We start from the raw sequence: 19321 nt of genomic DNA, 5'->3' as shown, positions 1-19321 counted from the left end.
CGGGGCCCGCCGATCAGGCCCGCTGGTGCAGGCCCAGGTTCTCGTAGATTTCGAGAGTCGCCGTGGAGTTGTTCAGCGTGATGAAGTGCAGCCCCGGGACACCCTCGGACAGCAGCCGCGCGCAGAACTCCGTGGCGAACTCGATGCCAATGGAGCGTACAGCGGCCGGGTCGTCCTTGACCGCGAGCATGCGCTCTTTCACCGCCGCGGGGAAGAGCGCGTTGCTGAGCTGCGGCAGCCGGTCGAGCTGCTTGATGCCCACAACAGGCATGACCTCGGGGATGATCGGGGTCTCGCAGCCCGCCTTCTCGACGCTGTCGCGCAGTCGGAGGTAGTTCTCCGGATCGAAGAACATCTGGGTGATCGCATAGTCGGCGCCCGCACGGCACTTGTCCGTGAAGTGCCGGATGTCGGTGTCCCAGTCCGTCGAACGCGGGTGCATCTCGGGGAAGGCGGCGACGCCGACGCAGAAGTCGCCCGACTCCTTGACCAGCCGGACCAGGTCGGCGGCGTAGTGCACGCCCTCGGGGTGCGCCACCCACTCGCCCATGGGATCGCCCGGCGGGTCTCCGCGCACGACGAGCATGTTCCGGATGCCCGCGTCGGCGAACTGCCCGATGACGTTGCGCAGCTCGGCCACCGAGTGGTCGACGGCCGTGAGGTGGGCGACGGGGGTCAGGGTGGTGTCCGCGGCGATCTGCTGCGTGGCGCGGACGGTGCCGCCCCGGGTGGAGCCGCCGGCCCCGTACGTGACGGAGACGAAACTCGGACGGACCGCTTCGACCCGCCGCAGCGCGTTCCAGAGGTTGCGCTCGCCCTTCTCCGTCTTCGGAGCCCAGAACTCGAAGGAGTACGAGCGCCCGGACGCGATGAGCTCGCGGACCGTGTGTGCACGGTCCGACCAGGTGGAAGCGGTACCAGAGGCCATACCCGCAGGTTAGACGCGCCGGCGCGCACTCCGAAGCGATGTCCGCCTTTTGGACACGCTTTTGGACAGGTCCGGCCGCTCAGCCGAGGCGGGCGCGGACCCGCTTCGCGAGCTCCGCGGCGGCCGCACCGGGGTCGGACGCCTCGGTGAGGGCGCGGACGACGACGACACGGGTGGCCCCGGCGTCCAGCACCTCGTCCAGATTCGTGCCGTCGATGCCGCCGATGGCGAACCAGGGCCGGTCCTGCTCAAGTGAGGCCGCGTACCGGACGAGTCCGAGGCCGGGGGCGAACCGGCCGGGCTTGGTGGGGGTGGGCCAGCAGGGGCCGGTGCAGAAGTAGTCCACGCCGGGCTCGGCGGCGGCCGCGTCCACCTCGGACTCGGCGTGGCAGGAGCGGCCGATCAGCACCTGCCCGCCGAGGACGGCGCGGGCGGCGGGTACGGGGATGTCGCCCTGGCCGAGGTGCAGGACGTCGGAGCCGATGGCGTGCGCGACGTCGGCGCGGTCGTTCACGGCGAGGAGCTTGCCGTGACGGCGTGCGGCCTCGGCGAACACCCGGAGGTGTTCGAGTTCCTCGCCGGCCTCCATGCCCTTGTCCCGGAGCTGGACGATGTCCACGCCCCCGGCCAGGACGGCGTCGAGGAACTCGGGGAGGTCGCCCTGCCGCTTGCGGGCGTCCGTGCACAGGTAGAGCCGGGCGTCGGACAGCTGCATGGGTGTACCCCCCGTGATGGAAGCGGCGTACGGGCGGCCTGGCGGGGCCCGTACGCCGCGGTGGATCGGATGCGGATCAGGTCAGAGGGCGAGCGCCTGAGCGCGGCGCTTCACCTCCGTGCCGCGATTCTCGCTCAGCGCCTGCACGGGGGTGCCGGGCAGGGTCGGGTCCTCGGTGAAGAGCCATTCGAGGATCTCCTCCTCGGTGAAGCGGTCGTCGCGCAGCACCGTCAGGAGGCCCACGAGGCCCTTGACGACCTTGTCGCCGTCGATGAAGGGGGCCGGCACCTGCAGGGAGCGGTTCTCGCCCCGGCGCACGGCGATCAGCTGCCCTTCCTTGACCATCTGGCGGACCCGGGTCACCTCGACGTCGAGCTTCTCCGCGATGTCGGGGAGGTACAGCCAGGCGGGGACTAGGGCATCGATCTTTGCGTCAATCTCGGTCACGGGTACAAGCCTGCCATCTAGGACTGGCGGCCGGTACCCGAGCGGCCCCGTACGGGTACCGGCGCCGCCCTCCGGGAGTGCCTCCGCGGCGGCGCCGGCCGCCCAGGAGGGCGGGGCCGGGCCCTGGCGGCACGGCCTACCGGCGGGCCGTCGACTTCAGCGGGACGGCCGGATCGGCTACCCGGTCGGCGTCCAGGACGGTGCCCGACTCGATGAGTTTGCGGCCCTGCGCGAGGTCGCGCGGGCGGCCCACGGCCAGGACGGCCACCAGTGCGCCGTCGCGCAGCCAGCACACGGACCAGGCCGGTGCGGCCGGGTCGCCGCGCCAGAGCAGGGTGTCGGCGCCGCCGTGGTGGCCCGCGTACTGGACGAACCGGCCGAACTGCTCCGACCAGAAGTACGGGACCGGGTCGTAGACCTGGGCCGGCTCCCCCGCCAGGACGTTCGCCGCGACGGCCCGGGGGCCCTGGAGGGCGTTGTCCCAGTGGTGGACGAGGAGGCGGGCGCCGTAGCGGGCGGAGGGGAAGGAGGCGCAGTCGCCGACCGCGTAGACCCCGGGCAGGGAGGTGCGCAGGTGGGCGTCGGCGGTGACCGAGCCGTCGGGGCCCAGTGCGATCCCGCTCCCGGCCAGCCAGCCGGTGGCCGGGCGGGCGCCGATGCCGACCACCACCGCGCCGGCCGGCAGGACCCGGCCGTCCGCCAGCAGGACCCGGCCCTCCTCGATCCCGGCGACGCGGGCGCCGGTGAGCAGCTCGGCGCCGGCCTCCTCGTACCAGCGGGCCATCGGTGCGGTGACCTCGGCCGGCAGGGCCCCCGCCAGGACGCGGTCCGCCGCCTCGACCACGGTCACCGCGCAGCCGGCCTCGCGGGCGGCGGTGGCGAACTCGGCGCCGATCCAGCCGGCGCCGACGACGACCGCCCGGTCGGCGGCCGCCAGGACGGGCCTCAGCCGGGCGGCGTCGTCGAGGGTGCGCAGCAGGTGCACGCCGGGGACGCCTTCGGTGCCGGGGAGGGTCAGCGGGACGGCGCCGGCCGCCAGGACGAGGGTGTCGTACGGGACGGGGCCCGCCCCGGTGTCCAGTTCGCGGTCGGCGGCCCGCAGTGCGGTGACCTCGGTGCCGAGCCGGAGCCCGATGCCGAGCCCTTCGAAGTCGACGTCGAAGGCGGAGTCCTCGGCCTTGCCGAGCAGGACCGCCTTGGACAGCGGGGGGCGGTCGTAGGGCTGGTGGGGCTCGGCTCCCAGCAGGGTCACGGGGCCGGTGAAGCCCTGTTCCCGCAGGGCGACCGCGGTCTGCACGCCGGCCATTCCGGCGCCCACGATGACGACGCCGCTCTGTGTCTGTTCCGTCTGCTCGCTCACGCGGCCAGCCTAATCTCCTGACGACCCATCAGGAACAGGTGCCGCCTTACCCGCCGTCCGGCCCGGGGTTAGTCTGGCAGGCGTACCTATCGCGGGAGTCCGGGCGCACCGGGCTGAGAGGGAGGCTGGGCGGCCTCCGACCGTACGAACCTGATCCGGGTCATGCCGGCGAAGGGAGGGGCTGGACGCCCATGCACTCATCTCGAACGTCCCGGAAGGGATCCGACGTCCTCGTCATCGGGGGCGGCGTCATCGGACTCGTCACCGCCTGGCGGGCGGCCCGCCGGGGCCTGGCCGTCGTGCTCGCCGACCCGGCGCCCGGCGGCGGCGCCGCCCAGGTCGCCGCGGGCATGCTCGCCCCCGTCACCGAGCTGCACTACGGCGAGGAGGCCCTGCTGGGCCTCGGGCTCGCCTCCGCGGCCCGCTATCCGGAGTTCGCCGCCGAGCTCGCCGAGGCGAGCGGCGGCCTGGACATCGGCTACCGGGCCTGCGGCACCCTCGCCGTCGCCCTCGACTCCGACGACCGGCTCCACCTGCGCGAGCTGCACGCCCTCCAGCGCCGCTGCGGCCTGGAATCGCAGTGGCTCACCGGCCGCGAGTGCCGCCGCCTGGAGCCGATGCTGGCCCCCGGCGTACGCGGCGGCCTGCGCGTGGACGGCGACCACCAGGTCGACCCCCGCCGGCTGGCGGCCGCCCTGCTGGCCGCCTGCGAGCGGTCCGGGGTGAGCGTGCACCGGGCGCGGGCCGGACGGCTGCTCGTCACCGCCGACCGGGCGGCGGGCGCCGTGCTCGACGACGGTACGGAGCTCCTCGCCGACCAGGTGGTGCTGGCGGCGGGCTCGTTCAGCGGCCGGCTGGAGGGCGTGCCGGCGGAGGTGACCGCACCCGTGCGGCCGGTCAAGGGCCAGGTGCTGCGGCTCACGGTGCCCGCGGCGTACGGGGCGTTCCTGTCCCGGACCGTACGGGCCGTCGTCCGCGGCAGCCACGTCTACCTGGTGCCGCGCGAGAACGGCGAGCTGGTCATCGGCGCCACCAGCGAGGAACTGGGCTGGGACACCACGGTCACCGCCGGGGGGGTCTACGAACTGCTGCGCGACGCCCACGAGCTGGTGCCCGGCATCACCGAGCTGCCGCTCACCGAGACCCGTGCGGGACTGCGGCCCGGCTCCCCGGACAACGCCCCGCTGATGGGCCCCACCGACCTGCCGGGCCTGCACCTGGCCACCGGGCACTACCGCAACGGGGTGCTGCTGACCCCGCTCACCGGCGATGTGATGGCGGAGCTGCTGACGACCGGCGAACTGCCGCCGGTCGCGCGCCCCTTCAGCCCCCGCCGGTTCTCCGCCGCACGTCAGGAGTCGTACGCATGACCATCTCCGTCAACGGCGAGCCGCGCGAGGTCGCGGCCGGCACCACCCTCGACGCGGTGGTCGCCATCCTGACGGCCGCGCCCTCCGGGGTGGCCGCCGCGCTCAACGAGACCGTGGTCCCGCGCGGGCAGTGGCGGGCCACACCGGTGGGCGACGGCGACCGGGTCGAGATCCTCACCGCGGTCCAGGGGGGCTGAGCGGCATGGCTGACGACCTGTTCGCCCTCGGCGGCCGGACCTTCTCCTCCCGCCTGATCATGGGCACGGGCGGGGCCCCGAGCCTGGACGTCCTGGAACGGGCGCTCGTCGCGTCCGGCACCGAACTCACGACGGTGGCGATGCGCCGCCTGGACCCGACCGTCCAGGGCTCCGTCCTGTCGGTGCTGGCCAGGCTGGGCATCGCGGTCCTGCCGAACACGGCGGGCTGCTTCACGGCCGGCGAGGCCGTGCTGACGGCCCGGCTGGCGCGCGAGGCGCTCGGCACGGACTGGATCAAGCTGGAGGTGATCGCGGACGAACGGACCCTGCTGCCCGACGGAATCGAGCTGCTGGACGCCGCCGAGATCCTCGTGGACGAGGGATTCACCGTCCTTCCGTATACGAACGACGACCCGGTGCTGGCACGGAAGCTGGAGGACGCGGGCTGCGCGGCGATCATGCCGCTGGGCTCCCCCATCGGCTCGGGGATGGGCATCCGCAACCCGCACAACTTCGAGCTGATCACCGAGCGGGCCGGGGTCCCGGTGATCCTGGACGCGGGCGCCGGCACGGCGTCCGACGTCGCGCTGGCGATGGAACTGGGCTGCGCGGCGGTGATGCTCGCCTCCGCCGTGACGCGGGCGCAGGAGCCGGTGCTGATGGCCGCGGCCATGCGGGACGCCGTGTCGGCGGGGCGCCTGGCCCACCGGGCGGGCCGCATTCCGCAGCGCCGCTTCGCCGAGGCCTCGTCCCCGGCACAGGGCCGCGCCGACCTGGACCCGGAGCGTCCGGCGTTCTGACCGGGCACCTCGACGCGGCCGGTACGGGCGGCCCGGCCGCCCTGCCGGGCCGCGCCCGCCCGGCGGCCGCCCGCCCCGCGGCGCCGGCGGCTCCGTAGCCGCCGACTCCGTAGCCGCCGGCTCACGCCCGGCGACGGTCCGCAGTCGGGTCCGTCACAGCTGGGCTGCAAGCCGCACCGTACGGCCCGGTCCGGCGCACGCCGATCGTAGACTCGGCGCGTGGATACGACCCTGGATGACCCTCTCGTCGGGCGCGTGCTCGACGGCCGCTACCGCATCGATGCCCGCATCGCGGCCGGCGGCATGGCCACGGTCTACCGGGCCGTCGACACCCGCCTGGACCGCGTACTCGCCCTGAAGGTGATGCACCCGCAGCTCGCCGAGGACGGTGTCTTCGTCGACCGGTTCATCCGGGAGGCGAAGTCCGTGGCCCGCCTCGCGCACCCGAACGTGGTGGCCGTCTTCGACCAGGGCACGGACGGCCCGTACGTCTACCTCGCCATGGAGTACGTCTCCGGCTGCACCCTGCGCGACGTGCTGCGCGAGCGCGGCGCGCTCCAGCCGCGGGCCGCCCTCGACGTCTTCGAGCCGGTCCTCGCGGCGCTCGGCGCCGCCCACCGGGCCGGCTTCGTCCACCGCGACATGAAGCCCGAGAACGTCCTGATCGGCGATGACGGACGGGTCAAGGTCGCCGACTTCGGCCTGGTCCGCAACGTCGACGCCGTCACCAGCACCACCGGCTCCGTCCTGGGGACCGTCTCCTACCTGGCGCCCGAGCAGATCGAGAACGGCGTCACCGACACCCGCGTGGACGTCTACGCCTGCGGTGTCGTCCTGTACGAGATGCTGACCGGAGCCAAGCCCCACATCGGCGCCACCCCCGCGCAGGTGCTCTACCTGCACCTCCACGAGGACGTCCCGCCGCCCTCGGCCTCCGTACCCGGGCTCCCCGTCGCCCTCGACGAGCTCGTCGCGCAGGCGGCCGCCCGCAATCCGGAGCTGCGGCCCTACGACGCGGTCTCCCTGCTGGGCCTGGCCCGCGACGCCCGGGGCCGGCTCAGCGACGCCGAGCTGGACGCCGTACCCCCGCAGGCCCGCGCCGAGGGACGGTCGGCCGCCGAGGACCGCACCGGCGTGATCGCCCGCCCGGTGGACGCGCCGCGGCCCGCGGACCGCACCTCGCGCCTGGAGACCCTGGCGCCCCCCGCGCCCGCGCCGCACCGGCCCGTACGGCGCCAGAGCCGGGGCCCGCGACGGGGGACGCTCCTCGTGATCGCCGGGGTGCTGCTCGCGCTCGGCCTCGGCACGGGCGTCTGGTACATCAACGCGGGCCAGTTCACCCAGGTCCCCAACGTCCTCGGCAAGAGCGAGCAGCAGGCCAAGGCGCAGCTGTCGGCGGCCGGGCTCGGCGTCAAGCGCGTCGACCGGAAGTTCAGCGAGGCCTTCGACCGCGGGACGGTCATGAACTCCGATCCCGCGGGCGGCCGGCGCATCCGCGGCAACGGCGCGGTGACGCTCACCGTCTCCCGCGGCCCGGAGGTCGTGTCGGTGCCCAACCTGAAGGGCCGGACGCTGGAGCAGGCCAGGGCCGAGCTGACGCGGGCGGGCCTGGCCCCCGGTGTCGTCGCCCAGGCCTTCAGCCAGGACGTCGCCCAGGGCTCGGTGATCGCCTCCGACCCGGCGGGCGGCGAGCGGCGGGCCCCCGACACGGCGGTCGCGCTGGTGGTCAGCAAGGGCCGCCCGGTGGAGGTCCCGGGCGTGGCCGGACTCTCCTTCGAGCAGGCGCGAGCCACCCTTGAGGGGGCCGGTCTGAAGGCGGTCGCGGCCGCCGAGCAGGTCAACTCCTCCTCCCCGGCCGGTACGGTCGCCAACCAGTCGGTCGGCGCCGGCACCCAGGCCGCGGCCGGGGACACGGTCACCCTGACCCTCTCCAAGGGCCCCCGCCAACTCCCGGTGCCGGACGTGACCGGCCAGAACGTGGACGCGGCCCGCCGGACCCTGGAGGGCGCGGGCTTCAAGGTCCGGGTGGAGCGGCCGTTCCTCTCCTTCAGCGACACCGTGGAGCTCCAGTCGGTGCCCACCGGCCAGAACGCCCCCGAGGGCAGCACCATCACCATCCGGACCAAGGGGCTGTAGGGGTACGTGGAGCACGTGGAACACGAGGCGGGGACGGACCGCGCCGCCCTGCGCAATCCGGTGGGCGGACACGTCCCGGTCGCCGGCGGCCTCGCCAAGGTGGGGCTCGCCTACGCCCGCGAGATGCGCGCCGAGGCGGTGCAGGTCTTCGTCGCCAACCCGCGCGGCTGGGCCACCCCGACCGGCAGCCCGGCGCAGGACGAGCGGTTCCGCGCAGAGTGCGCGGCCGGGTCGATCCCGGCGTACGTGCACGCGCCGTACCTGATCAACTTCGGTTCGCACAACGGGGCGACCGTCGAGAAGTCGGTGGAGTCCCTGCGCCACTCGCTGCGGCGCGGCCGGGAGATCGGCGCGCTCGGGGTCGTCGTGCACACCGGCTCGGCCACCGGCGGGCGCCCGCGCGAGGCCGCGTACGCGCAGATCAGGGAGCACATGCTGCCGCTGCTCGACGAGCTGACGCACGAGGACGACCCCTTCCTGCTGCTGGAGTCGACGGCCGGGCAGGGCTCCTCCCTGTGCTCGACGGCCGAGGAGTTCGGCCCGTACTTCGAGGCGCTGGAGCGGCACCCGATGCTGGGGATCTGCCTGGACACCTGCCACGTCTTCGCGGCCGGTCACGACCTGGCGGAGCCCGGCGGGACGAAGCTGACGCTGGACCTGCTGGTGGACACGGTGGGCGAGGGCCGGCTGAAACTGGTGCACGCGAACGACTCCGAGGCGGCCGTCGGCGCGCACCGGGACCGGCACGCCAACATCGGCCGCGGCCACATCGGGCGGGAGGCCTTCGCCGAGCTGTTCACGCACCCCGCGATGGAGGGCGTACCGCTGATCACCGAGACGCCCGGCGGCCCGGAGGGGCACGCGGCGGACGTGGCGCTGCTGAAGGAGCTGCGCGGGCCGGGGTGATCCGCCGCTCCCCGCGGCGGGGGGCGGAGCACGCTACAGCTCGGGGCCGTCCCCGGGCTCTTCCTGGTAGGAGTAGCGCTGCTCGCGCCAGGGGTCGCCGATGTTGTGGTAGCCGCGCTCCTCCCAGAAGCCCCGGCGGTCGGCGGTCATGTACTCGATGCCGCGGACCCACTTGGGGCCCTTCCAGGCGTACAGGTGCGGGACGACCAGCCGCAGCGGGAACCCGTGCTCGGCGGTGAGGAGTTCACCGCCCTGGTGGGTGGCGAAGACGGTCCGGTCGGAGGCGAAGTCGGCCAGCCGCAGGTTGGAGCTGAAGCCGTACTCGGCCCACACCATCACGTGTGTGGCCTGCGGCGCCGGGGGCGCCAGCGCGAGGATCGTACGGGTCAGCACACCGCCCCATTCGGCGCCCGGCATGCTGAACTTCGTGACGCAGTGCAGGTCCGCCACGACCGAGTCGAACGGCAGGGCCGTGAACTCCTCGTGGTTCCAGCAGTGCTTGTCACCGTCGGCGGTCGCGCCGAAGACGCGGAACTCCCAGCGGTCCGGCTTGAACTTGGGTACGGGGCCGTAGTGGGTGACCGGCCAGCCCCGCTGCAACCGCTGTCCCGGTGGAAGCTCCGACTGCTCTGCTCCCGGAGATTCCCGGCTTTCCGGCTGACCCATGTCTCCATGGTGACAGATTGGGCAGGGTGGTCATGACCAGGTCTGGCCCGATTCGGGCAAGTCGCGGCAACTCCCACTAAGGAGGCACTTACTGGACTGCCTCCGGCAGCGGTGCAAGGATGCGCGCACCTGCCCCGTCACCTTGGTGACACTGCCTGGAAGGAGCCTCTGCGATGCAGGGCGACCCCGAGGTCCTTGAGTTTCTGAACGAGCAGCTGACCGGTGAGCTGACGGCCATCAATCAGTACTGGCTGCACTACCGCATCCAGGACAACAAGGGCTGGACCAAGCTCGCCAAGTACACGCGTGAAGAATCCATCGACGAGATGAAGCACGCGGACAAGATCACCGAGCGCATCCTGATGCTCGACGGCCTGCCGAACTACCAGCGCCTCTTCCACGTGCGCGTCGGACAGACGCTCACGGAGATGTTCCAGGCGGACCGCCAGGTCGAGGTCGAGGCGATCGACCGGCTCAAGCGCGGCATCGAGGTCATGCGGGGGAAGGGCGACATCACCTCCGCCCGCCTCTTCGAGGAGATCCTGGAAGACGAGGAGCACCACATCGACTACCTCGACACCCAGCTGGAGCTCATCGAGTCCCTGGGCGAGCCGCTCTACATCGCGCAGCTCATCGAGCAGCCCAGCTGACCTGCGGTCTTACAAGCCGTTCCAGAGCCGTTCCAGAGCCGTTCGAGAAACCGCGAGCAAGAAACCGCGAGCGAGTGATCGCGAGCCGCTAGGCGGCTTCCGCGAGGGTCGGCACGAGCGCCGGCTCCACGTCCGCGGCGAGCACGGCGGCCGCGTTGCCCTTCTCCAGCAGTTCCCGGCGCGGGCACGCACCGCGTCCGAGCATGCCCTGGATGGTGCGCACGCAGGAGCCGCAGTCGGTGCCCGCCTTGGTGGCCGAGGCGATCTGGCGCGGAGTGCAGGCGCCAGCGGCCGCGTGGTCCTTGACCTGCTTGTCGGTGATCCCGAAGCAAGAGCAGACGTACACGCGGTTCACCTCCCTGAACGGAGTGGTTCGGCGAGCCATCCCCTGTTCGGTGAGGCTTACCTAACCGTACCCAAAGTTAGGCAACCCTAAAAGCCCCCGGCATGACGATGGGGCGCGGATCACATCGATCCGCGCCCCATCGTCGTACGAAATGACGTACTGATCGGCTGGGCCCTACTGGTCCCGGTACATCTCGGCGACCAGGAACGCCAGGTCCAGGGACTGGCTGCGGTTGAGCCGCGGGTCGCAGGCCGTCTCGTAACGCTGGTGCAGGTCGTCGACGAAGATCTCGTCGCCGCCGCCCACGCACTCGGTGACGTCGTCACCGGTGAGCTCGACGTGGATGCCGCCCGGGTGGGTGCCCAGGGCCTTGTGGACCTCGAAGAAGCCCTTGACCTCGTCGAGCACGTCGTCGAAACGGCGCGTCTTGTGGCCCGAGGCCGCCTCGAAGGTGTTGCCGTGCATCGGGTCGGTGACCCAGGCGACGGTCGCGCCGGAGGCGGTGACCTTCTCGACCAGCGCGGGGAGCTTGTCGCGGACCTTGTCGGCGCCCATGCGGACGACGAACGTCAGCCGGCCGGGCTCGCGGTCCGGGTCCAGGCGGTCCACGTAGGTGAGCGCCTCGTCGACCGTCGTGGTGGGGCCGAGCTTGATGCCGATCGGGTTGGCGATCTGCGAGCAGAACTCGATGTGCGCGTGGTCCAGCTGGCGGGTGCGCTCACCGATCCAGACCATGTGGCCGGAGGTGTCGTACAGCCGGCCGGTCCGCGAGTCCGTGCGGGTCAGCGCGCCCTCGTAGGCGAGCAGCAGCGCCTCGTGGGAGGCGTAGAACTCGACGGCCTTGAACTCCGCCGGGTCGGTGCCACAGGCCTTCATGAAGTTCAGCGCGTTGTCGATCTCCCGCGCGAGCTGCTCGTAGCGCTGTCCGGACGGGGAGGACCGTACGAAGTCCTGGTTCCAGGCGTGCACCTGGCGCAGGTCGGCGTAACCGCCGGTGGTGAAGGCGCGCACCAGGTTCAGCGTCGAGGCCGACGCGTGGTACATGCGCTTCAGCCGCTCGGGGTCCGGGATCCGGTCCTTTTCGGTGAAGGCGAAGCCGTTGACGGAGTCGCCGCGGTAGGTCGGCAGGGTGATGCCGTCGCGCGTCTCGGTGTCCTTGGAGCGCGGCTTGGAGTACTGGCCCGCGATGCGGCCGACCTTGACGACGGGCACGGAGGCCGCGTAGGTCAGGACGGCGCTCATCTGGAGCAGCGTCTTCAGCTTGGCCCGGATGTGGTCGGCGGAGACGGCGTCGAAGGCCTCCGCGCAGTCGCCGCCCTGCAGCAGGAACGCCTCGCCCTTGGCGACGGCTCCCAGGCGGGCGCGCAGCTGGTCGCACTCACCCGCGAAGACGAGGGGAGGATACGACTCGAGGTCCGCGACGACAGCGCGCAGGGCCTCGGCATCGGGGTACGAAGGCTGCTGCGCCGCGGGAAGGTCTCGCCAGGTCGCCTTGGCGGCGGGGGCTTGGGTTTCAGCGTTCACGGTCACCCCGTACACATTACGGCGTCCCCCGGCGCGTCCGGCCCGCCGACCACAACGTGAGACGGATATCCGGACCTGCCGGGAGGCGGATTCTTCGCCTCCGCCGGATGTCCCCTCTCGCGCACACCGAGTACGAGCTGCGCGGGCGCTCCTCCCGACGTGCGCGGCCGGCCGCCTGGGGGGTGGAGGTGGCCCGGGACGCCTCGACAGGCGAGGTGCACGCACTGAGGCCGGCCGCCGGCGGCTTCGCCGGGGTCCAGTCCATCCGGAGCAGGTCCTGACCCTGCGCGGGGCGGACCCGCGGGACCTCCTGCGGGGCCTCCTGACGGGCGTCACCGCCGCGGACTGACGGGCGCCTCGGCGTGGCCGCCCGACCGGTGTCCCGCCGCGGCGGGACACCGGTCAGTACGGCGCGACGAGGGTGTTCTCCGAGCGGCGGCCCGCCAGGTGGTCGGCCACGTTGGCGACGGTGGTGTCGATGATCTGCCCCACCGCGTCGCTCGTGTAGTACGCCTGGTGCGAGGTCACCAGCACGTGCGGGAACGTGACGAGCCGGGCGAGCGTGTCGTCCTCCACCGTCTCCAGGGACTTGTCCAGGAAGAAGACTCCCGCCTCCGCCTCGTACACGTCGAGTCCCACGCCCGCGAAGCGGCCCGCCCGCAACTCCGTGACCAGCGCGTCCGTGTCGATCAGCCCGCCGCGGCTGGTGTTCACCAGGATCGCGTCGTCGCGCATCAGCCGCAGCGCGTCCGCGTCGATGATGTGGTGGGTGGAGTCCAGCAGCGGCACGTGCAGGCTGACCAGGTCGGAGGAGGCGAGCAGCTCCTCCTTGTCGACGTACTTCATGCCGAGTTCCACGCACGCCGGGTTCCGCGCCACGTCCCAGCCCAGCAGGTTCATCCCGAAGCCGTGCGCGATCCGGGTGAACGCCTCCCCGATCTTGCCGGTGCCGAGGACGCCCACCGTGCGGCCGTGCAGGTCGCGGCCCATCAGCCCGTTCAGCCGGAAGTCGAAGTCCCGGGTCCTGATGGAGGCCCGGACGATGCGGCGGTTCACGGCCATCGCCAGCGTCCAGGCGAACTCGGCCACCGAGTACGGGGAGTAGTACGAGACCCGGCTCACCGTCATGCCCAGCCGCCGGGCGACGTCCAGGTCGATGTTGTTGAAGCCGGTGGACCGCTGGCCGATCATCTTCGTCCCGCCCGCCGCCAGGGTCCGCAGCACCCGGCCGTTCAGGTCGGCGTTCACGCTGGAGGAGACGACCTCGTACCCCGCCGCGATGGGCGCGGTGTCCTCGCTGAGGAAGACGTCGAGGCAGCGGACCTCGTGCTGCCCCGCGAAGGCGCGCTCCAGGAGCGGCCGCTCGTCGGCGGTCACACCGAATGCCAGGATCTCCACGCTTGCTCCCGTACGTCGAACCATGGGCCGTTTGTCACCCTACGACCCATGATCCGCGGGCGCCGCCCCACGTCAGCCGAAGAAGACCCCGGCCTCCCGGTACAGCGCCGGGTCCACCGTCTTCAGCTTCGCCGTGGCCTCGGCGATCGGGACCCGGACGATGTCCGTCCCCCGGAGCGCGACCATCTTGCCGAAGTCCCCGTCGCGCACCGCGTCGATCGCGTGCAGCCCGAAGCGGGTGGCGAGCCAGCGGTCGAAGGCGCTCGGGGTGCCGCCGCGCTGGATGTGCCCGAGCACCGTCGTACGGGCCTCCTTGCCGGTCCGCGCCTCGATCTCCTTGGCCAGCCATTCGCCCACGCCGGACAGCCGGACGTGGCCGAAGGAGTCCTTGGTGGCGTCCTTGAGGACCAGCTCCCCGTCCTTGGGCATGGCTCCCTCTGCGACCACGACGATCGGCGCGTAGCTCGCCTTGAACCGCGAGGTGACCCAGGCGCAGACCTGGTCGACGTCGAAGCGCTGCTCGGGGATGAGGATGACGTTGGCGCCGCCCGCGAGGCCCGAGTGCAGGGCGATCCAGCCGGCGTGCCGGCCCATGACCTCGCAGACCAGGACCCGCATGTGCGATTCGGCGGTGGTGTGCAGCCGGTCGATGGCCTCGGTCGCGATGCCGACGGCGGTGTCGAAGCCGAAGGTGTAGTCGGTCCCGGAGAGGTCGTTGTCGATGGTCTTCGGGACGCCGACGCAGGGGATGCCGTACTCCTCGTACAGCTGGGCCGCGACCCCGAGGGTGTCCTCGCCGCCGATCGCGATGAGCGCGTCCACCTCGTACTTGGCGAGGTTGTCCTTGATGGCCCGCACGCCGTTCTCCGTCTTGAACGGGTTGGTGCGCGAGGAGCCCAGGATGGTGCCGCCGCGGGGCAGGATCCCGCGGACGGCCGGGATGTCCAGCGGGACCGCGGACCCGTCGACGACGCCCCGCCAGCCGTTCTTGAACCCGATGAACCCGTATCCGTACTCCTGGTCGCCCTTGCGGACGACGGCCCGGATCACCGCGTTGAGCCCGGGGCAGTCGCCGCCGCCGGTCAGCACTCCGACCTTCATGGAATCTCCCTTCGCCATGAAGGTCACGCTAGTGGTGACACAGATCACAGCAAGGGGTCGGGGAGGGCCGATTCCTCTGGAACAAAGGGTCGTTGTGCCAGCCGTTCACTCGCACGAGGACACAAGTACGACGTACGCCACCCCGTGCGGTGCGCCGTTCGAGGCGGTCTCGAGCGATCAGGCGTCGTCGAGGCCGCGCTCGATGGCGTAGCGGACGAGCTCCACGCGGTTGTGCAGCTGGAGCTTGCCCAGGGTGTTCTGGACGTGGTTCTGCACCGTGCGGTGCGAGATGACGAGCCGCTCGGCGATCTGCTTGTACGAGAGGCCCTTCGCCACCAGCCGCAGCACCTCGGTCTCCCGGTCGGTCAGCCTGGGCGCCTTCGGCTCGTCGGAGGCGGCCGGTGCCGGGTCGGTGGCCAGGCGCCGGTACTCGCCGAGCACCAGACCGGCCAGGCCCGGCGTGAAGACCGGATCGCCGGCGGCCGTGCGGCGGACCGCGTCGATCAGCTCCTGGGCGCCGGCGGACTTCAGCAGGTAGCCGGTCGCGCCGGACTTCACCGCCTCCAGCACGTCCGCGTGCTCGCCGCTGGCCGACAGGACCATGACCCGCAGCGCCGGGTTGGCGCCGACCAGCTCCTTGCAGACCTGCACGCCCGGCATGCCGGGCAGGTTGAGGTCGAGGACCAGCACGTCGGGGGTGGTGGCGCGGGCCCGGCGCACCGCCTCGGGTCCGTCGCCGGCCGTCGCGACCACGTCGAAGCCCGCGGCGGCCAGGTCGCGGGCGACCGCGTCCCGCCACATCGGGTGGTCGTCGACGACCATGACCCTGATCCCGTGCGGTGCGTTCGGTTCGTTCACGTCGGTGCGCTCGCTCATCTCTCGTCCGTCCTCCCCCTGGGTACTTTCAGTTCCACTTCGGTGCCCTGCCCGGGGACGGACACCAGCTCGGCGCTGCCGCCGAGGTCGCGCAGCCGGCCCCGGATGGACAGGGCCACCCCCATCCGGCCCTCGCCCTCGGCCTGGTCGAGCCGGCCCGCCGGAATGCCCGGGCCGTCGTCCCGTACGGTCACGACCACCTCGTCGCCCCAGTCCTCGACCAGGATCCAGGCGCGGGCCCCCTCCCCCGCGTGCTTGCGCACGTTGTCGAGGGCGGCGCCGACCGCCGCGGCCAGCTCCTTCGCGGCGGGCACCGGCAGCGGCACCGGGGTGCCCGGCTCGGCGAAGCTCACCCGCGAACCGGCGTGCGGGGCAAGGAGCGTACGCAGGTCCAGCTCGCCGCCGTCGCCGGGCTCGTCCACCTCGTACGTGTCCACCAGCGCGCCGAGCGCCCCGTCGCGGGAGACCCGCGAGGGGTGCACCAGCCCGCTGGAGACCAGGGTGCGCAGGGCGACCTCCTGCTCCCCCGCCATGCGGCCGAGGTCGGCGGCCTCGCCGCCCAGTTCGGTGCCGCGCCGCTGGACCATGGCGAGGACCTGGAGGACCCCGTCGTGGATGTCGCGGGCGAGGCGCTCCCGCTCCCGGGTCGCGGCCTCGATCTCCAGGGCGCGGGCGAGGGTGGCCTCGCTGGCCCGGGCGACCTCGACGACGTAGCCGATGGCGATGGAGGCGACCCAGACGAGCAGGACGTTGTGCAGGGTGTCGCGGGTGGGTTCGCCGCCGTGGATGACGATGTTGGCGGCGGCCACGAAGGTGGAGGCGAACCCGGCCCAGCGCCAGCCGCCCTTGATGGCGAAGGCGAGGACGGAACCGGCCGTCCAGATGGAGGGGAGGGTCGGGCCGCCGTCCGCGATCCGCTCGTGGCTGTCGGCGAGCGGGGTGAGGAGGATCCCGGCGAGGGCGACGGCGAGGTCGGCGCCGAGGAAGCGCCTGGTGCAGCTGGCGGCGTTCGCCACCCGCGGGGAGGTGGCCAGCGTCCAGACGGCGAGGACGCAGAGGTAGCCGATGGCGACCGCGGGCCGGTCGAACTTCCGGTAGGAGGCGGCGAACAGCAGCACCGCGTAGACCATGGTGAGCAGCCGGTAGGCCGTCAGGGCCCGCCACAGCGGCTGCTCGACCGACATGCGCACGACGTGTTCGCGCTTCGCCATCTCCCCACCCCCCGCGGGCGGTTCCGCCCGCCGCTATCCGGTCTTGCCCTCGGGCTTGTCGCCCTTGGCGGCCTTCTCCGCGTCGGCGATCTGGCGCTTGGCCGCCGTCGCGTAGATGTCGACGTACTCCTGGCCGGAGAGCTTCATGATCTCGTACATGACCTCGTCGGTCACCGAGCGCAGGATGAAGCGGTCGCCGTCCATGCCGTGGTAGCGGCTGAAGTCCAGCGGTTTGCCGATCCGGATGCCCGGGCGCATCAGCTTGGGGACCACCTTGCCGGGCGGCTGGATCTTCTCGGTGTCGATCATCGCCACCGGGATCACGGGCGCTCCGGTGGCCAGGGCCACGCGGGCCAGGCCGCCGGGCTTGCCGCGGTAGAGGCGGCCGTCGGGTGAACGCGTCCCCTCCGGGTAGATACCGAACAGCTCCCCGCGTTCGATGACGTCGATGCCGCTCTTGATCGCGGCCTCGCCGGCCCCGCGCGCGCCGGAGCGGTCCACCGGGAGCTGGCCGACGCCCTTGAAGAAGGCGGCCGTCAGCTTGCCCTTGACCCCCGGGGAGGTGAAGTACTCGGCCTTCGCGATGAAGGTGACCTTCCGGTCCAGCACGGCCGGGAGGAAGAAGGAGTCGGAGAAGGACAGGTGGTTGCTCGCGAGGATCGCCGGCCCCTCCGCGGGAATGTTCTCGAGGCCCTCCACCCACGGCCTGAAGGCGAGCTTCAGGGAACCGCCGATGGAGAACTTCATTGCGCCGTAGATCAACTCGAAAGCCTTCCTGTGTCTGTCGAACAGACCTTATCCCTTGGCTCCACCGGGAGCGGCCCGACGACCCTGGTCGGTGCCACCCCGGTCGCGTACGGTGAAGTCACACAGAGCAACGCCCCCACCCGGCGTACATCATGATCAAGGAGACCCTGGTGCCCGTCCTCCCTGGAGCCGAGCCGTTCCGCCACGAGGGCGGAGAGGTCGGCGTCCTCCTCTGCCACGGCTTCACCGGTTCCCCGCAGTCGCTGCGCCCCTGGGCCGAGTACCTCGCCGACCGGGGCCTCACGGTGTCGCTGCCGCTGCTGCCCGGGCACGGTACGCGCTGGCAGGACATGCAGCTCACGGGCTGGCAGGACTGGTACGCCGAGGTGGACCGCGCACTGCGGGAGCTGCTGGACCGGTGCGCGCAGGTGTTCGTCTTCGGGTTGTCGATGGGCGGTGCGCTGAGCCTGCGGCTGGCGGCCAAGCACGGGGACGCCATCAGCGGCCTGGTCCTCGTCAACCCGGCCAACAAGGTCCACGACCCGCTCGCCGTCGCCCTGCCGGTGGCCAAGCACTTCATCCGGTCGACTCCGGGCATCGCCAGCGACATCGCGAAGCCGGGTTCGGAGGAGGTCGGTTACGACCGCGTCCCGACGCACGCCGCGCACTCGTTGCGGACGTTCCTGCGGATGGTCGACGCGGAGCTGCCGCAGGTGACGCAGCCGCTGCTGCTGCTGCACAGCCCGCAGGACCACGTCGTACCGCCGGCCGACTCGGCGCGCGTCCTTGCGCGTGTCTCGTCGACGGACGTCACCGAGACCCTGCTGGAACAGAGTTACCACGTCGCGACGTTGGACCATGACGCGGAGCGGATCTTCGCGGACAGTTATGCGTTCGTCGGCCGGCTGGCGGAGAGCGTGGGCAGGGAGGGGGCGGAGGCGGGTGGCTGAGCACGAGGAGCAGTCGGGCGGTGTTCCGCCGCTGGACGAGGAAGCGGCGTGGGCGGCGATCGTCGCCGGGTACGGGCAGGAGCCGCCGGACCCGCCGGGGGCCCGGCCGTTCAAGCCGATCGAGAACCTGCTGCTGCCGGAGGAGGACGTGAAGCCGCTGCCTCTCCCTCCGGAGCCGGGCTCGAAGACGGAGTCCAAGACGGAACCCAGGGCGGAGTCCAAGACGGAACCGAAGCCGGAGCCGGAGCCGTCGGCGGAACCGGGTTCCGGCCCGGCCGCGGAGCCCCCGGCGGCGGCGTCGCTGGGGAGCTCGGTCGTCTTCGCCCCGGGCGTGGGCGGGGCGGGCCCCCGGGACCACTCGCTCGCCGAGCCCGGGGACGACGACCTGACGGCGGCCGAGGAGGGCCACTTCGTGCCCCCGGAGCCGGAGCTGCCGCCGGCGGACACCACGTCGAAGTTCGCGTGGCTCGCGGTGGTGGGCGGGCCGGTGCTGCTGCTCCTGGCGGTGCTGCTCCAGTGGGAGATGACCTGGTGGCTGACGACGCTGGGCATCGGCGGCTTCCTGGGCGGCTTCGCGACGCTGGTGGGACGCATGGCCCACGACGAAGACGAGGACGACGACCCGGGCCGCGGCGCGGTCGTCTAGAGCACAACGGCCGGACGGGGCTGGGGCCACCCCCAGGGCGGCCCCAGCCCCACGGCCACAACTCCAACCCCGCCGACGTCTGAGGCGCGGGGCCGACGCGGAGCCCCTGACCGATCAGCCCCACCGCACGATCCCAGGCCGCAGGCGCACAACTCCAACCCCGCCGGCGTTTGAGGCGCGGGGCCGACGCGGAGCCCCTGACCGATCAGCCCCACCCCACGATTCCAGGCCGCAGGCGCACAACTCCAGCCCCGCCGGCGTTTGAGGCGCGGGGTCCGGGGCGGAGCCCCGGAAGCGGCCCCCGCACCAGCCCCCGGCACCGCACCCGGGCGACCCGGAAGCCGACC

The 19321-nt window shown here is 72.4% G+C and carries 21 protein-coding genes and 1 riboswitch; of the genes, 9 read left to right on the top strand and 12 right to left on the bottom strand.

Annotated features, from left to right (window positions below):
- Nucleotides 1–13 precede the first annotated feature (13 nt).
- The 4 genes from metF to OTB16_RS16155 all read right to left on the bottom strand — a co-directional run bounded on the left by metF (nucleotide 14) and on the right by OTB16_RS16155 (nucleotide 3450).
- Nucleotides 14–928, bottom strand: coding sequence for a methylenetetrahydrofolate reductase [NAD(P)H] (metF, locus tag OTB16_RS16170; protein WP_267720891.1), 915 nt, complete (start codon nucleotides 926–928; stop codon nucleotides 14–16).
- A 79-nt stretch (nucleotides 929–1007) separates the two neighbouring features.
- Nucleotides 1008–1643 (bottom strand): thiamine phosphate synthase, encoded by a 636-nt coding sequence (gene thiE / locus OTB16_RS16165; RefSeq protein ID WP_267720890.1) that lies wholly within the window; start codon nucleotides 1641–1643, stop codon nucleotides 1008–1010.
- Between the two features lie 81 nt (nucleotides 1644–1724).
- Entirely contained in the window at nucleotides 1725–2090 is a 366-nt protein-coding gene (locus tag OTB16_RS16160; RefSeq protein WP_267720889.1) for an Rv2175c family DNA-binding protein, read from the bottom strand.
- 136 nt (nucleotides 2091–2226) lie between these two features.
- The gene (locus tag OTB16_RS16155) at nucleotides 2227–3450 is read right to left on the bottom strand and encodes an NAD(P)/FAD-dependent oxidoreductase (RefSeq protein ID WP_267720888.1); all 1224 of its coding nucleotides are present in this window, start codon (nucleotides 3448–3450) and stop codon (nucleotides 2227–2229) included.
- An 81-nt stretch (nucleotides 3451–3531) separates the two neighbouring features.
- Nucleotides 3532–3644: riboswitch (TPP riboswitch) on the top strand.
- On the opposite strand from OTB16_RS16155, the gene thiO reads away from it, so the two are divergent.
- The 5 genes from thiO (at nucleotide 3642) to OTB16_RS16130 (ending at nucleotide 8859) form a co-directional block, all read left to right on the top strand.
- Nucleotides 3642–4820, top strand: a complete 1179-nt coding sequence (gene thiO, locus OTB16_RS16150; protein WP_267720886.1) for a glycine oxidase ThiO — start codon at nucleotides 3642–3644, stop codon at nucleotides 4818–4820. (Overlaps the previous riboswitch by 3 nt.)
- Complete coding sequence (thiS, locus tag OTB16_RS16145) at nucleotides 4817–5017, top strand: sulfur carrier protein ThiS (protein WP_267720885.1); 201 nt, start codon at nucleotides 4817–4819, stop codon at nucleotides 5015–5017. The genes thiO and thiS overlap by 4 nt, the downstream gene beginning before the upstream one ends.
- Before the next feature lie 5 nt (nucleotides 5018–5022).
- Nucleotides 5023–5817, top strand: a complete 795-nt coding sequence (locus OTB16_RS16140) for a thiazole synthase (RefSeq protein WP_267720884.1) — start codon at nucleotides 5023–5025, stop codon at nucleotides 5815–5817.
- Nucleotides 5818–6036: 219 nt separating this feature from the next.
- Nucleotides 6037–7953, top strand: coding sequence for a Stk1 family PASTA domain-containing Ser/Thr kinase (pknB, locus tag OTB16_RS16135; protein WP_267720883.1), 1917 nt, complete (start codon nucleotides 6037–6039; stop codon nucleotides 7951–7953).
- A gap of 48 nt (nucleotides 7954–8001) precedes the next feature.
- Nucleotides 8002–8859 carry a deoxyribonuclease IV gene (locus OTB16_RS16130; RefSeq protein WP_267721018.1) on the top strand — a complete coding sequence of 286 codons (858 nt, stop codon included), beginning with the start codon at nucleotides 8002–8004 and terminating at the stop codon, nucleotides 8857–8859.
- Nucleotides 8860–8892: 33 nt separating this feature from the next.
- Here the strand turns inward: OTB16_RS16130 and OTB16_RS16125 are convergent, their stop codons facing one another.
- The gene (locus tag OTB16_RS16125; protein ID WP_267720882.1) at nucleotides 8893–9525 is read right to left on the bottom strand and encodes a sulfite oxidase-like oxidoreductase; all 633 of its coding nucleotides are present in this window, start codon (nucleotides 9523–9525) and stop codon (nucleotides 8893–8895) included.
- Nucleotides 9526–9698: 173 nt separating this feature from the next.
- Here OTB16_RS16125 and bfr point away from each other — a divergent pair, with 173 nt between their 5' ends.
- The gene (bfr, locus tag OTB16_RS16120) at nucleotides 9699–10175 is read left to right on the top strand and encodes a bacterioferritin (RefSeq protein WP_030010525.1); all 477 of its coding nucleotides are present in this window, start codon (nucleotides 9699–9701) and stop codon (nucleotides 10173–10175) included.
- Between the two features lie 88 nt (nucleotides 10176–10263).
- Here bfr and OTB16_RS16115 read toward each other — a convergent pair whose 3' ends face one another.
- Together OTB16_RS16115 and OTB16_RS16110 are read right to left on the bottom strand one after the other, a co-directional pair.
- A complete protein-coding gene (locus OTB16_RS16115) occupies nucleotides 10264–10521 on the bottom strand; it encodes a (2Fe-2S)-binding protein (RefSeq protein ID WP_267720880.1) in 258 nt (85 codons plus the stop codon).
- Between the two features lie 174 nt (nucleotides 10522–10695).
- Nucleotides 10696–12060: a class II 3-deoxy-7-phosphoheptulonate synthase gene (locus OTB16_RS16110; RefSeq protein WP_383900367.1), complete on the bottom strand. Its 1365-nt coding sequence runs from the start codon at nucleotides 12058–12060 to the stop codon at nucleotides 10696–10698.
- A 92-nt stretch (nucleotides 12061–12152) separates the two neighbouring features.
- Between OTB16_RS16110 and OTB16_RS16105 the strand changes: the two genes are divergently transcribed.
- Nucleotides 12153–12326, top strand: coding sequence for a hypothetical protein (locus OTB16_RS16105; RefSeq protein ID WP_267720877.1), 174 nt, complete (start codon nucleotides 12153–12155; stop codon nucleotides 12324–12326).
- Between the two features lie 121 nt (nucleotides 12327–12447).
- Here the strand turns inward: OTB16_RS16105 and OTB16_RS16100 are convergent, their stop codons facing one another.
- The 5 genes from OTB16_RS16100 to OTB16_RS16080 all read right to left on the bottom strand — a co-directional run bounded on the left by OTB16_RS16100 (nucleotide 12448) and on the right by OTB16_RS16080 (nucleotide 17378).
- Complete coding sequence (locus tag OTB16_RS16100) at nucleotides 12448–13443, bottom strand: 2-hydroxyacid dehydrogenase (protein WP_267720876.1); 996 nt, start codon at nucleotides 13441–13443, stop codon at nucleotides 12448–12450.
- 72 nt (nucleotides 13444–13515) lie between these two features.
- A complete protein-coding gene (locus OTB16_RS16095; protein WP_267721017.1) occupies nucleotides 13516–14544 on the bottom strand; it encodes a 6-phosphofructokinase in 1029 nt (342 codons plus the stop codon).
- Between the two features lie 177 nt (nucleotides 14545–14721).
- Nucleotides 14722–15420 carry a response regulator gene (locus OTB16_RS16090; RefSeq protein ID WP_267720875.1) on the bottom strand — a complete coding sequence of 233 codons (699 nt, stop codon included), beginning with the start codon at nucleotides 15418–15420 and terminating at the stop codon, nucleotides 14722–14724.
- Nucleotides 15417–16631, bottom strand: a complete 1215-nt coding sequence (gene macS / locus OTB16_RS16085; protein ID WP_267720874.1) for a MacS family sensor histidine kinase — start codon at nucleotides 16629–16631, stop codon at nucleotides 15417–15419. The genes OTB16_RS16090 and macS overlap by 4 nt, the downstream gene beginning before the upstream one ends.
- A gap of 33 nt (nucleotides 16632–16664) precedes the next feature.
- A complete protein-coding gene (locus OTB16_RS16080) occupies nucleotides 16665–17378 on the bottom strand; it encodes a lysophospholipid acyltransferase family protein (RefSeq protein ID WP_267721016.1) in 714 nt (237 codons plus the stop codon).
- A 170-nt stretch (nucleotides 17379–17548) separates the two neighbouring features.
- Between OTB16_RS16080 and OTB16_RS16075 the strand changes: the two genes are divergently transcribed.
- Complete coding sequence (locus OTB16_RS16075; RefSeq protein WP_267720873.1) at nucleotides 17549–18328, top strand: alpha/beta hydrolase; 780 nt, start codon at nucleotides 17549–17551, stop codon at nucleotides 18326–18328.
- Nucleotides 18321–18974 carry a hypothetical protein gene (locus OTB16_RS16070; RefSeq protein WP_267720872.1) on the top strand — a complete coding sequence of 218 codons (654 nt, stop codon included), beginning with the start codon at nucleotides 18321–18323 and terminating at the stop codon, nucleotides 18972–18974. The genes OTB16_RS16075 and OTB16_RS16070 overlap by 8 nt, the downstream gene beginning before the upstream one ends.
- Nucleotides 18975–19321: the final 347 nt, after the last annotated feature.

The organism is Streptomyces antarcticus, assembly GCF_026627255.1.
Lineage (GTDB): Bacteria > Actinomycetota > Actinomycetes > Streptomycetales > Streptomycetaceae > Streptomyces > Streptomyces antarcticus.
Note: the sequence above shows the minus strand (reverse complement) of the source record. Positions and strands in the feature narration are given on the sequence as shown.

Bases quoted from the DNA above. Each gene is read 5' to 3' on its own strand.
- metF (WP_267720891.1), bottom strand. From the start codon at position 928: ATGGCCTCTGGTACCGCTTCCACCTGGTCGGACCGTGCACACACGGTC.
- thiE (WP_267720890.1), bottom strand. From the start codon at position 1,643: ATGCAGCTGTCCGACGCCCGGCTCTACCTGTGCACGGACGCCCGCAAG.
- thiO (WP_267720886.1), top strand. From the start codon at position 3,642: ATGCACTCATCTCGAACGTCCCGGAAGGGATCCGACGTCCTCGTCATC.
- thiS (WP_267720885.1), top strand. From the start codon at position 4,817: ATGACCATCTCCGTCAACGGCGAGCCGCGCGAGGTCGCGGCCGGCACC.
- OTB16_RS16140 (WP_267720884.1), top strand. From the start codon at position 5,023: ATGGCTGACGACCTGTTCGCCCTCGGCGGCCGGACCTTCTCCTCCCGC.
- OTB16_RS16125 (WP_267720882.1), bottom strand. From the start codon at position 9,525: ATGGGTCAGCCGGAAAGCCGGGAATCTCCGGGAGCAGAGCAGTCGGAG.
- bfr (WP_030010525.1), top strand. From the start codon at position 9,699: ATGCAGGGCGACCCCGAGGTCCTTGAGTTTCTGAACGAGCAGCTGACC.
- OTB16_RS16105 (WP_267720877.1), top strand. From the start codon at position 12,153: ATGTCCCCTCTCGCGCACACCGAGTACGAGCTGCGCGGGCGCTCCTCC.
- OTB16_RS16095 (WP_267721017.1), bottom strand. From the start codon at position 14,544: ATGAAGGTCGGAGTGCTGACCGGCGGCGGCGACTGCCCCGGGCTCAAC.
- OTB16_RS16090 (WP_267720875.1), bottom strand. From the start codon at position 15,420: ATGAGCGAGCGCACCGACGTGAACGAACCGAACGCACCGCACGGGATC.
- macS (WP_267720874.1), bottom strand. From the start codon at position 16,631: ATGGCGAAGCGCGAACACGTCGTGCGCATGTCGGTCGAGCAGCCGCTG.
- OTB16_RS16080 (WP_267721016.1), bottom strand. From the start codon at position 17,378: ATGAAGTTCTCCATCGGCGGTTCCCTGAAGCTCGCCTTCAGGCCGTGG.